Below are 13,277 nucleotides of genomic sequence, written 5' to 3'. Positions count from 1 at the left end.
GGCGGTTACCGCCGACCTGCTCCCCACCCCCGACACCACCACGGCCCAACTCCGCCTCCCCGCCCGCCTGCAGCTCCCCGACGGCCGCCACCCGGTCACCCTCCCGAAGACGGCCAACCCCCTCGCGTACGCGATCGTCCGCGACGGCACACTGCTCCGCCTGGAGGGCCCGGCGTACGAGGCCGGGGGCGGGCGGCGATTCCTGGACACGGTCGCGGACAATCGTCAAGTACGGCGGGTGCGGCGGAAGTTGGGCCGCTAGAGCTCGACGGGCAGGGGGCCTATGCGACCTGCCCCGACACCGCATCTGGATAGCGGTCGGTCTCTCCCACCCGGGAGAAGAACGACGGTGCGTCGACCGGGACTTCCGCCATCGCCCATGAAGGGTTGCCCGAGACCAGGAGCCCCTCACCGCTGGGGGAGTCCAGCAGGAACATGTAGTCCAGGTCCTCGGTAATGCCGTACTTCCGCGCCAGGAGCTCGGTTTCGGCGGGAGCCGAGGGCCTTCGGACGGTGAGCCCCCTCATCAGCGATCTGAGGAACATGACCTGGACGTTGCCCGCGCTCAGCTCGATGCGGGGGCGGGGCTTGAGGGCGAGGTCGGAGTCGCTGCGCAGGAGCAGGGTGCGATGAGTACGGGAGTACTCCCACACTTTGAAGAGCCGCTCGGGCTCACTGAACTGCATGGTGTCCTTCCGGGAGTTGAGGCAACGGGGGCTCAGGCGAAGGGATTCAGCACGTCCAGGACCCGTTCCCCGCCCGAGTACCACTTGATGGATTCCCACGTGCGGTTCCCCATCCTGACCGACCGTTCCACCACACTCATCTCCCACGCGGTACCCATTCCAGGACCGGGCAGTGTCTGGCCAAGTCCGATGCCGTACCCGCGTCCGTCCAGCACCGCGCTCTTGAAGGCCCCGGAGATCTCGGCAGCCGTGCCGCCGGCGCCCGGCATCCCGTCCAGTGTGACGGACAGGGCCACGCCGTCGTCCGACGCGCTGCTCATCACCCTGAACATCCAGTCCGGGACGCCCGCAGAATCCCTGGCGCCGTAGGCCGGGCCGTTGAACGTGTGCGCCTGCGTGTCACCTGCTTCCCGCAGCCCCTTCGCCAGTTCGTCGGAGTGTTCCTCGACGCCAAGGACGACGCTGTCCTTGCAGTTGTGGACCAGCACCGCCGTGGCCCCGGCCAACGCATAGTACGTATGCGTACCGGAGACGGTCAGGTTGTTCACCGTCGCCGTCTGCGTCCACGCCCGTACCGCCTTGACCTGGATGTACGTTCCGGCCGACGTCTGAAGCCAGTCGCCCGAGCGGAGTTCGCTCGCCTTCGCCCAGCGGTGGTCCTTCGGGAGCCAGATCGGGTGGCCGTCGGTGGCGGTGAGGGACTTGCCGTTGGTGAGGGTGAGGCGGACCAGGTGCTTGGTGCCGTGGCCCTGGATCGTGGCCGTGACCGTGCGGGACGCCGTCGTGCCGAGGACCGGGTCCGTCGATCTCACCCTGTCGCCGGGGCGCAGGTCCTTGATCGCCTTGGTCTTGCCGTTGGCCAGGAGCACCCGTGTGCCGGGCGTGAAGCTGTTGCACTTGCCGCCCGACTCGACCGCGTCCTCGCCCGCATCCGACGCCTTGCCCGCGTCCTTCTCACCGGTCTTCGCCGCCGACTTCTCCGACGCCTTCGCCGCGGATTTCTCCGTGGCCTTGGCCGCCTTCTCCTCGGCCGTCTTCACGACCTTCTTCTCGACGGCCTTGGCCGCGGTCTTGGCGGCTGTCTTCTCCGCCGTCTTCACCGCCGCCTGTTCCGCGCCGCGTGCCAGCACCCCGCCGCCGAACCGCATTCCGCCGCGGGCCGCGGCCAGGGCCACGCCCCCTTCCCCGAAGGTCGCGACCGTGATGATGATCGTCGCCGCCGCCATCAGGCAGGAGCCGAGTGCCGGGTGGGTGGCGCAGCTGACGATGTCGGCGAGGCCCGAGTACTCGTAGGCCACGTGCGCGACCGTCTTGGTGGCGGACCAGGCCGCGTGCTTGACCTGGGACCAGCCCCAGAACTGGCCGTTGGGGTCCTCCTTGGTGACCGGGCTGTTGTCCGCGTAGGCGTAGCCGCCCAGTTGGAGCAGGTCGGAGAAGTCCATCACCGGGTCGATCGACGTGAAGCGCCCGGTGACAGGGTCGTAGTCGCGTGCGCCCAGATGGATCAGGCCCGTGCTCGACTCGTCCGCGCCGCCGATGTACGTACGGGAGCCCGCCCAGCCCGTCAACGCCCCGTCGAGGTCGCCGCGCAGGTTGCCCCAGGCGTCGTAGGACCGGGTCTGGACCGCCATTCCGGAGGCCAGTTTGATCTGGACGGTGGCCGTGCCCTGGGGGTTGGTGACCTGGGCGACCAGGGTGTGCGCGCTGGTGGCGCTGGAGGTGTAGCGGACGACGGTGGGGGCGCCGGCCTGGCCGTAGCTGCGCATCGCCCTGGTGGCGGTGGAGGTCTGGGAGCCCATGACCTCGGTCTCGCCGAGGTAGAGGGTGGTCCAGCCGCCGGTGGTCTTGGAGATGCGGTTGCCGTCGGCGTCGTAGAGATACGACGTGCTCGCGGCGAGGGTGAACTTCTGGGTGTCGGCGCTCGCCGTGCACGCGGCCAGGGTCAGGTCGGCGCTGACGGTGGCGCTCGCCACGTTCAGGCAGAGCTTGGAGGTCGTGTTGTAGAAGGTGCCGTCCGCGCGGAGAACGAAGGACTGGGTGGTGGCGTCCGGTACGCAGGTCTTCAGCGTGATCGTCGAGCCGCTCGTCGTTCCCGACGCCGTGGCGCATTTGCCCAGGACCGTCAGTTTGCCGCCGTTGGCGCTGAACCTCTGTCCGGCCGTGCCGTTGCAGGTGTAGATCTGGATGACGTTGCCGTCGACGGTGTGGCCGCCGGCGTCGTCCATGCACAGCCCGCCGGGCCCGGTGATCGCGCCCGATCCGGCGCCGAACCCGGAGACGGACTTCAGCAGGCCCTCACCGTCGTAGACGAAGGACTGGGTGTCGCCGTTGATGGTGCGGGTCTGGGTGCGGCCGGAGTCGTCGAAGACCGCCGAGTTGGCCTCGGTGACGGTCTTCGTGCCGGAGTCGGCCGCGGTGACCGTCTTCTGCGTCCAGCCCGTCAACGTGTCCGGCTGGCCGGTGTCCCCGTAGGCGTACGAAGTCGAGCCGTCCAGCGCGGTGTTGAGGGCGCCGGTGGAGGTGCGCTGGGTGCTGTGGTCGGTGAGCGTGGAGCGGTTGCCGAGGTCGTCGTAGCGGTACGACTGCCAGTACGGGAGGCTGCCGTAGGCCGCCGTGCCGGTGGCGATGGTGGAGGTGGAGGGGGCGCCGCCGAGCGTGCCGGAGGCGGTCGCCGAGGAGTCGGTCGCCTTCCAGGTGGCGCCGGAGGAGTCCGTGCAGGACTTCGCCGTGGCGCCGGTCCAGGCCTCGACGAGCTGGCCGCGGGCATCGTAGGTGAAGCACTGGTTGTCCCACGTGGTGGTGCCCGAGGTGGTCGAACCCGTCGCCACCAGGCTGGTGTTGCCGGTCTGGTCGTAGGCGTAGGCGGACTGGGAGACAAGGCCGTTCGCCGTCTGGGTGGCCGCGTACGAGTGCAGCAGCAGGCCGGTGGAGTCGTCGTAGAGGGCGCTTGTCCACACCCGGTAGGGGTTCTTGCCGCTGGTGGAGCGGGTGATCTGGCCGTACGGGTTGTAGACCGCGCCGGTGGTGTACCAGTCCCAGCCGGAGGTGGAGACGGGCAGGTCCTGGCTGTTGTAGCGGGTGATGACCTTCTCGGCGGTGGTCATTCCGCCGGGGGTGGCGGGGAGCGTGGTGGTGAGCGGCTTGCCGGTGCGGGTGTAGGTGTACGACCAGTGGTACGAGCCCGAGAGGTTGTCCGTGCTGCCGCTGACCGCCGGGACCGTGACCGTCTTGCCGGTCAGCTGCCCGTCCTCGGTGTAGCCGGTGGCCTCGCTGACGATGTCGCCGGTGGTGGCGCCGAGCACGGTGTGGCGGATCGACTTGGCGGGCAGGCCGATGCCGTTGGTGGCGGTGTCGTAGATCCACTCGTCGGTCGGGAACGCGTCGGAGCCGACGGTGAGGGTGCTCTTGCGGCCGAGCGGGTCGTAGCCGAAGTGCAGGATCTTGCCGGTGGCGTCCTTGGTCTGGATGACGTGGTCGGCGTCGTCGTACCAGGTCTGGCTGGTGCCGGAGTCCGGGTCGGTGCTGAGGCGCACGCGGTGCCGGGAGTCGTACGTCCAGGTCCAGAGGTGGCCCGACTTGTCCTTGACCTGGGTGCGGTTGCCGAGCGCGTCGTAGGTGGTCTCGGTGTACGTGTTCGCGCTGCGGTCGGCGTTGGTGTAGGTGATCGCCTTGACCGCGCGGCCCAGCGCGTCGCCGATGGTCTTCGTGGCGGTGCCGCCGGTGGGCGGGACGACGGTGACGGAGGCGTCGGTGTCGCTGTAGGTGGTGGTGGCGGTGGCGAAGTCCGCGTTGTGGTGCAGGGTCGTCGAGGTGAGCGGGCGGCCGAGGCCGTCGTAGGTCGCCCTGGTCGAGTTGGGGATCGACTGCTGGCTGGTCGGGATGTACGGCGTGGTGGCCGGCAGGCCGAGGACGTAGTAGCCGTTGTCGTTGCGGACGGGGGCGCCGTGGTCGTTGTAGCGGACCGAGGTGACCAGGCGGCCGAGGCCGGTGGCGTCCGGTGCCTGGGTCTGCACGGTGCGGCCCATGCCGTCGTAGAAGGTGACGGACTGGGTGTAACTCCCGTTGTCCTTCAGGCTCTTGGTGATGACCCGGGTCGGGGTGCGGGTGCCCAGCGCGTAGCTGATCTGCGTGGAGGGAAGGGCGTCGGCGTCGCCGGGCCGCCAGCCCTTCACGAGGCGGCCGAGGAGGTCGTACTCGTAGCGGGTCTTGTTGCCGTTGGGGTCGGTGGTGAGCGTCGTCAGGCCGCGGGCCGGGTCGATCGTGGTGATCGTCGCCTGCGACTTGGCGTTGGTGATGGTGGTGCCGGTGATGACGTACGGGCTGCTGCCGGGGTTGTACGTGGTCCGGGTGACGTTCTTCCCTGCGTCGGTGACCTTGTTTGCGCGGCCGTAGACGTCGTACTCGGTGAGGGAGCCGGTGATCGTGCCGGTGCCCTCACCGTTGAGGGACTTCTCGCTGGTGGCGTCGCCGGCGTCGTTGTAGCCGGTGGTGACGTCGGAGCTGACCGCGGCGGTGGCCGCGCTCGACACGTCGTCGCAGTCGGTCGCGGTGGTCAACGCCCGCTTGGGCAGGCCGTAGAGGTTCGTCGACGCCCTGTTGTCGAAGGTGGTGACGGTGCAGGTCTTGTCGCCGACCGTGGGGGTGGTGTCACCCGGGCTCGCCAACGTGACGACCGCGACCTCGCTCTGCCTCGGCAGGCCGTCGTCGTCCATGTCCGTCGTGGTGCGGGTGCCGCGCCACTTGCCGTTGTAGGCGGTCAGGTCGTCGACTCGCTTGACGTACGACCGCCTCGCCACGAGGTCGCTGTCGCCGGTGCGCTTGCGTGTGGCGGTGACCGTGCTCGGGCCGGGCAGGGTGATCGCCCTGCTGTGTGCGGCCGCCGCGGCCTCGCTGGAGACGTAGGTGACGGTCTCGGCGGCCTGGCCCGCGTTCTCGTCGGCGTCGTCGGCGGAGAGGGTGGCGCCGGTGTCGTCCTTGAGGGTCGTGCCCGAGCCGCGCAGGTAGTACGTGGTCGTCTTCGAGCGGGTGGCGGCGGGGCCGTCGGGGTCGCCGACCCTGGTGGTGACGGAGGCGTAGCCGCGCCAGTCGCTGTGGGTGCGCTGCGAGGGCTTGGTGAACTCGGCGTCGGTCTTGGCCCAGTAGCCGCCGCCCCCGTACTCGTACGTCGTGACGACGTCGGGTGAGGCGAGGGCGGTCGTGGTGACGACCGTGTCCTGCTCGGTGACCTTGGCGACGGTGTACTTGTTGAACCATGCCAGCGGCGGGTTCTCCAAGCTCTCGTCGGGCGACCAGTGCACGGGGTAGCAGGCGGCCGTGTTGTCGGAGACGTCGGTGGTCGCCGGGGCGTAGGTGCAGCCCTTGTTGTAGTCGACGACCGTCTTCTTGCCGTTCTCGTCCGTGATCCCGGTGATGCGCGGGTGCCAGTACGTCAGCTCGATGTCGGCGCTGTTCGCGCGGACCCGGTTGGGGTAGGCGGTGCCGTCGAAGACGACCGCCGGCAGGGTCTGGCCCGGGGCGTCGTCGGGGTCGGTGGTGTCGGTGTCGTAGGCGCCGTGCTGGACGGAGGACAGCCACAGGCCCGGGGAGGTCTGGTACCAGCCGGAGTTGAAGGCGTGGTTGAGGGTCCACTCGTCGATCGGGTACAGGGTGCCGGTGCCGTCGCGGTGGGCCCAGGTGACGACCTTCTCCAGGCGCTTGCGGGTCCAGAAGGACGGGAAGGTCGGGCACTGCTTGGCGGTGTCCGACTTGCAGTTGAGGGTGGCCGGGGTGTCGTACCAGACGCGGTACTTCTCCGGGTCGCTCGACGTGAAGTTGTCGGCGTCGCACTTGCTCGCGGACGCGGCGAGGCAGCGCTCGTCGGTCTGGAACTGCACCTTGGCGGCCGGGACCGCGCCGAGGTCGTCCTTGTTCAGGCCGTACTCGATGGTCAGCGGGTAGGAGCCGCGCTGGTACTTGACGTTCTTCTTGGTCGACTTGTTCTTGGCGTAGTAGTTGTCCTCCTGCTGGTAGGTGATCACCATGGCGTTGCCGTGCAGGTCGACGACCTCGTCGAGCTGCCAGGACCAGGCCTGGGTGCAGGAGGAGTCCTTGAAGGCGTCCGCGTGGCACGGCTCCTTCGGGTCGTTGCCGAAGACGGGGACGGTGGAGACGGAGTCGGTGTCCGCGTGGCCGTTGCCGACCTTGTCCAGGCCGAAGTAGTACTTGGTGCCGTCGCGGGTGGTGGCGATCCAGTACTCGCCCTTGTCGGCGGTGTCGCCGCCGTCGCCGTTGTCGGCACCGGTCTTGTGCTCGATCTTGGTGCCGTCGTCGGAACGCGGGTGCCACTCACCGCTGGTGTCGTCACGGACCAGTTCGACGGTCGTGCCGCCGAGGCTCATCACCGCGTTCTGGCTGGCCCAGCACAGGTCGCCGGTCTTCTTTTTCTTGCCCTTGTTGTTGGCGTCGTCGCCGTCCTGGTCCTGGCCGCAGCCGCGGTACGAGCGCTCGATGTGCCCGGTGTCGTAGGACCAGCCCTCGCCGATCCAGGAGGTCTGCGGGTTGGCGGTGGACGTCTTGCCGTCCACGGCCTGGGAGTTGTACGAGAATGCGATGCTCGGCGTGGGGCCCGCGGAGACCGGCGGGGTGTCGACGGCGTACGTGTACGCGAAGCCGCCCGAGGACGATCCGGCGGCCCAACTGCCCGCCGAGGAAAGGGGGGTGGCCCGGAAGGAGCCGCCGGCGCCGTTGCCGGAGTCGGTCACGCCGAGGACGCCGCCGGCCCCGGAGGACGCGGCGGCGGTGACGGCCTTCGCGGCGGAGCCGTGGTAGACCGCCGACTGCGCACTGCCCTTGTCCAGGGCGGCCGTCGCGTCGGCGCTGGTGGTGCCGGTCGCGGTGTCGGCGTCCATCGGGGTGGACAGGTCGACGGTGGCCTCGACCTTGGTGGCGCCCAGGTCGGTGGTCTCGTTGCCGTCGGCGTCCGTGGTCGTGGTGTCGGCGCGCAGGTCGGCCGAGTTGTCCAGCGGCTCCGGGGTGGCGCACTCCTCGTTGTCCGGGTCGGTGAGGAAGCACTCGGGGTAGCGGACCAGTTGGAGCCGGTCGGACCACTGGGCGCCGAAGTAGTTCTTGAAGTCGGTGTAGTCGACCTGGAGTCGGGCCGGCGCCGGGGTGGTGTCGTTTGTGGTGACCTGCATGAGCAGGCCGTTGACGCCGGCGGCGGCCGTGTCCGTCTGGCTCAGCACATCAACTGACCAGGTACCGACAGGCTGTTGGGTCGTGTCGTCGGAGGCGGCGCCGATCTTCACCGGCACTCCGCCGTCGACCTGGATCAGCCCGTCCGCAGCGGCGGCCAGCTTCTCCGGGGTGATGTCCGCGGTGCCGTCGGGACCGGCGGCCGGGATGGCGGTACTGCCGTCCGGGGGGTCGGTGTCGTCCTGCGCGGCGTCGATCGCGTACTGCCGGGCGTACCCGGACAGGGACTGGTCGGCGCCGTCCACCGGGTCGGTGGCCGGTACGTCCACCATCGCGGCGACGTCGTCGTCCGGCGGCGGCTCGGCGAAGGCCTGGCCCTCCAGGGCCCCGACCGACAGCGCGAGGGAGAGCAGCAGGACGACACCGGGCACGGCTCTGCGACGCCAGGCTCTGCGACGCGGACGCGCGCTCGGACGTGAGCGACGGAACACGGAAGGACCCCCCGGTGACCCCGGCCGGGCAGTCACCCCGGCCGTGAAGACGCGATGGAGAAACAGAGAAGGAAAACAGCCCGGATTATTGGCCGCCCTTTGCCATCAGCGCTAGATCATTTGACTTTATGTGGGCTTGATCACTGATCAGAACATGACAAGTCTGCCCAACTCCGGGCGGCATAAGGGGCGTTGAGCCCGGAAGGGGACGCTCCGCCGACCGTACCCGACCGAATGGGGCTTGCCCGGCGCACACCGGCGCTCCATGATCTGCACGTCCTCCCCACACCCCGGCACCGACCACCGGGCGAGCGGGCGGAGGGTCGTCCGCATGCGGCCACGTCAGGTCGCCGACGTCATGTCGCCACCGTCAGAGGGGAAACGGTTCGGTGTCCTCCGCTTCTTGGCCGAACAGGCTGAGCCCACGTCACATGCGCCTGCTCGCCGGGCTGTTGGCGCTGATCCTGGCCGCCGGAACCGCCTGGGTACTGCTCCCCGACCACGACTCCGGCGGCTCCACGGCGAAGAGCGGCGACACGAAACCCCACCCCCGTACGGAGACCGAGGCCCGAGCCCTGGCCAGGAGTTCCGGCAAGCGCGTCGAGATCGTCACGGCCCGCACCGCGACGACCACCACCTGGGCCAACCCCGACCACACGCTGACCACCCGCATCCATGTCTCACCGGTGCGCGCCAAGGTCGGCGGCACCTGGCGGGCCGTCGACCCGACACTGCGCCGCACGGCGAACGGCGACTGGACCACGAAGGCCACGACGACGCCGGTGGTGTTCTCGGGCGGTGGCAAGGCCAAGTCGGCGGCCGGCAAGGCGAGTTACGTACATCCGGCGGCGTACCGCGCGAACGCGACGACGGCGGGCACGAAGACGGCGAACGCCACGACGGCCAACACGACGACGCAGGCCGCGGACACCGCCGAAGACACCGCCACCACCCTCGTCACCCTCACCACCGCCGGCCACACGATCAACCTCACCTGGCCCGGCACCCTCCCCGCCCCCGAGGTCGAGAGCAACGAGGCCCTGTACCGCGAGGTGCTGCCCGGCGTCGACCTCGTCCTCGCGGCGAACGACGGCGGCTTCTCCGAGGTCCTGGTCGTCAAGTCGGCCCAGGCGGCGGCCAATCCGGCGCTCAAGACCATCTCGTACGGCCTGTCCTCACCGGACCTGACGATGAAGCTGGACTCGCGCAGCGGCTCCATCCACGCCTACGACGCCGACGGCAACGACGTGGCGGCCACCCCGACCCTCCTGATGTGGGACTCGGCCGGCAAGGAAGCCACCACCGACAACCTCACCCACGGGGACGGCGGCCAGGACGACCCCGACCCGACCCCGACCGCCACGGACACCGCGAGCGACGCACCGCAGCCGGCGGACCCCGACGACGCCGCCCGCGAACGTGGCGCCGACGACCAGAACGCCGACACCGACTTCGGTACGGCGTCCGCCGCGCCCACCGCCACCACCGAGACCGACGGCGACGCGACCGCGAGCCCCACGGCGGCTTCGGCCGACCCCGTGGCGACCCAGCCGGCGGGCGACGAGGACGCCGTGGTCACCCCGGAAACCACCGCCATCGACGGCGAGTTCCCGGGCCTGAGCGGTCCCCAGCCCGGCACCCACTCCGCCCGCACGGACCCGAAACTGGCCGCCGACGGCACGATCACCATCACGCCGGACCAGGATCTGCTGACCGGTTCGGGCACCACGTACCCGGTCTTCATCGACCCCAGCACCAACACCGACGCGGGCAACTGGACCACCGCCTACAAGCGCGGCACCTGGGCCACCGCCACGTTCTTCAACGGGCGCGGCTTCAACAAGGGCACCAACGAGGCCCGCGCCGGCTACGAGTCGGACACCTTCGGCAGCAGCCGTTCCTTCTTCACGATGGCGTGGCCGAACGCGGTGCGCACGACCTCCATCAAGGAGGCCACGCTCAACATGAAGGAGACGTACTCCTGGTCCTGCACCAAGAGGGACGTCGAGGTCTGGCGCACCGGTGACATCGACAAGAAGACCAGCTGGAGCAACCAGCCCGGCTGGAACGCCCGCCAGGAAACCAAGTCGTACGCCAAGGGCTACAAGAAGAGCTGCGCGGCCGGGAACACGACCTTCAACGTGAAGGAGGCCGCCAAGTACGCGGCCGACAACAGCCTGAACCACTGGACGCTGGGCATTCAGGCGAGCAACGAGGACGACCAGTACGCCTGGAAGAAGTTCCAGGCCACGAACGACAACGCGGGCCCGAACGTCGACGTCACCTTCAACACCACGCCGAACAAGCCGGCCAAGCTCAAGATGAGCCCGGGCAAGTGCACCACCACCGCGCCCTACGTCACCATCGGCGCCAACGACCAGATCACCTTCTCCGCGGCCGTCTCGGACCCGGACGGCAAGGACGACCTGGACATCGTGCACCTGTACCTGAAGAACGACACGACGGGCACGGTCTACAACCGTGAGGCGAGCGCCTCCGGAAAGACCACGGCGAGCGTCCTGTTCGACAGCGGCGGCCTCAAGGACGGCACGTACCACTGGAACATGTACGTCAAGGACGACTATCCGGCGCAGTCCCCGACCAGTTACAGCTGCTACTTCAAACTCGACACGGTCGCCCCGAAGACCCCCACGGTGACCTCCGCCGACTTCGACGAGGCGGACGACGACAACGACAGCGGCGAGGACCAGTGGTCCAAGGCCACCTTCGGCCAGTCCGGCTGCATGACGTTCTTCAACTGGCCCGGGGAGAAGGTCACTTCGTACGCGTACAGCTGGAACAGCACGGCATACGACAAGACGACCAAGCTCAGCGACCACAACAGCTGCACCACCAAGGCGGGCGAGGTGATCACCGGCACCTCCTTCACGTCGGTCGTCTCCGTCACCCCGCCGCTCGCCGGACCGGCGATCCTCTACGTCAAGGCGGTCGACGCGGCCGGCAACGAGTCGGTGACCCCGAACGCGTACAAGATCTTCGTCAGCCCCAAGGACCGTGACGAGGCCACGGCCGACCTCACCGGTGACGACAAGCCGGACCTGCTGACCATCACCACGGCCACGGACGACGACGGCGTCACCAGCTACGGCCTGCGCGACTACCCCTCGGGCACCAAGGGCGACCTGTTCGTCGGCATGAGCCCGTCCTACGGCGAGACCACCAAGAACACGGCCTACTCCGACGGCTGCACGACCACCGCCGTGGACTGGAAGGACGCGCTCATCACGCACGGGGGCGACTACTACCCCGGCGACGGCCTCCAGGATCTGGTCGCCCGCATGAACGACGGCACGCTCTACGTCTACCCGGGCGACGGCTTCGGCGGCTTCAACACCTGCGCCCGGATGCCGGTCCTGCTGCCCACCACGGGCACGGACACCGGCGGGGCGAACGTCACCGTCCCGGCCGCGTCCGCCTTCGACCAGATCCTCTCCGCCGGGGACATCACGGGAGACGGGCAGCCGGAACTCTTCATGACCTCCGGCACCCAGTACTGGGCGTTCACCGGCTACACCGGCGGCTCGTTCGCCGGTGCCACGCTGCTGAACACCGGTTCCGCGTGGACGACCCGTGACGTGGTCGCGGTCGCCGACATCAGCGGCGACGGGATCGCCGACATGCTCTACCGCACCACCGACTCCGGCCGGCTGATCCTGCGCAAGGGCAAGGCCAACGCGGCGGCCACCGGCGTCGACATCCTCTCCCTCGCCAACTCCGCGGCGGGCGCGGGCGGCGCCGACACCGAGTACGCGGCCAGCGGCTGGACCGCCACCGCCGTACCCCGCTTCTTCGCCATCCCGGACGTCACCGGCGACACGGTCCCCGACCTGTGGGCCCACATGAGCGACGGCAGCGTCCGCCTCTACGCCGGCGGCAAGACCGCGATGGGCACCTACACGACGGTGGTCGGCAACTGGACGGGGAAACTGGCGTTCGGCTGACCGGGGCGGATCGAGGAAGCGGGGCTGTTCGTTCAGTCCCGCCTGCTCAGTCCTGGTGTACGACGTTCGAGCCCGCCCCGCCCGAGAGCTTGTCGTGGCCCGGGCCACCGTAGAGCTTGTCGTTGCCGGCCTCGCCGTAGAGGAAGTCGTTGCCGCTGTTGCCGTACAGGATGTCGTTGCCCGCGTTGCCGTGCAGGACGTCGTCGCCGGTGCCGCCGCGGATGGTGTCGTTGCCGGCGTCGCCGTTCAGGGTCTGCTTGCCGGCGCCGCCGTAGAGGTGGTCGTTGCCCGGGCCCGCGTCCACCCAGCTGTCGACGCCGTCGGCGTACACCGTGTCGTTGCCCGCGTAGGTCAACGCCCGGGAGCGGGCGCCGAGTCGGACCGTGTCGTTGCCCGCGTCGCCGAAGACGATGGCGTCGGTGCCGACCACGATGGAGTCGTTCCCGTCCTCGCCGTCGATCTCGTTGCCGTCGAACTGGCCGGTGTCGACCGCCTTGTCGTTGCCCGAACCCAGCATCAGCAGCGCCGAGTTGAGGGCCTGGCCGGTGGCGTTGTCGTAGCTGATGGAGTCGTCGCGGTCGCCCAGGGACATCAGGATGACGGCGAACGGCCGGTCGGCCGACCCGCCCATGGCCTGGCAGGAGATCTTGGTGAGGTCCGAGGCGGTGGGGTGGGTGCAGGGGACGCCGGCCGCGATGCTGACGGGGACCACGTCGTCGATGACGTAGGTGATGCTGTCGCCGCCGTCCGTCGAAGTCGCCTTGGCAGTCACCTTGTTGACCTGTCCGGGCGCCGCCTTGTAGACGAGCCGGTTGTCGTTGGTCTTCGTGACCGTCGCCGGTGCGGTCGCGGCTCCGGCGCTGGTGGGCAGGGCGACCGTCATGGCCAGCCCGGCGCCGACGGCCAGGCCGAGAGCCGAGGCGGCGCGCAGGGCCCTGCGGCTGATACGGGGAGCGGGCATGGCACAA

General features: G+C 69.4%; 4 protein-coding genes and 1 pseudogene. 2 read left to right on the top strand and 3 right to left on the bottom strand.

The window, feature by feature from the left end; translation table 11 throughout:
- Window positions 1-262, top strand: a pseudogene (locus JHN63_RS17715) (glycosyltransferase family 2 protein); the annotation flags it as partial.
- A gap of 19 nt (window positions 263-281) precedes the next feature.
- Here the strand turns inward: JHN63_RS17715 and JHN63_RS17710 are convergent.
- Together JHN63_RS17710 and JHN63_RS54290 are read right to left on the bottom strand one after the other, a co-directional pair.
- Window positions 282-686, bottom strand: coding sequence for a hypothetical protein (locus JHN63_RS17710; RefSeq protein WP_200682038.1), 405 nt, complete (start codon window positions 684-686; stop codon window positions 282-284).
- Window positions 687-718: 32 nt separating this feature from the next.
- The gene (locus tag JHN63_RS54290; protein WP_200682037.1) at window positions 719-8,287 is read right to left on the bottom strand and encodes a ricin-type beta-trefoil lectin domain protein; all 7,569 of its coding nucleotides are present in this window, start codon (window positions 8,285-8,287) and stop codon (window positions 719-721) included.
- Window positions 8,288-8,778: 491 nt separating this feature from the next.
- Here JHN63_RS54290 and JHN63_RS17700 point away from each other — a divergent pair, with 491 nt between their 5' ends.
- Window positions 8,779-12,309: an FG-GAP-like repeat-containing protein gene (locus JHN63_RS17700; RefSeq protein WP_200682036.1), complete on the top strand. Its 3,531-nt coding sequence runs from the start codon at window positions 8,779-8,781 to the stop codon at window positions 12,307-12,309.
- Window positions 12,310-12,355: 46 nt separating this feature from the next.
- On the opposite strand, the gene JHN63_RS17695 is transcribed toward JHN63_RS17700, so the two are convergent.
- Window positions 12,356-13,270: a calcium-binding protein gene (locus tag JHN63_RS17695; protein WP_200682035.1), complete on the bottom strand. Its 915-nt coding sequence runs from the start codon at window positions 13,268-13,270 to the stop codon at window positions 12,356-12,358.
- Window positions 13,271-13,277: the final 7 nt, after the last annotated feature.

The organism is Streptomyces sp. MBT65, assembly GCF_016612545.1.
Taxonomy (GTDB): domain Bacteria; phylum Actinomycetota; class Actinomycetes; order Streptomycetales; family Streptomycetaceae; genus Streptomyces.
This window is presented reverse-complemented; position numbering and strand designations above follow the sequence as displayed.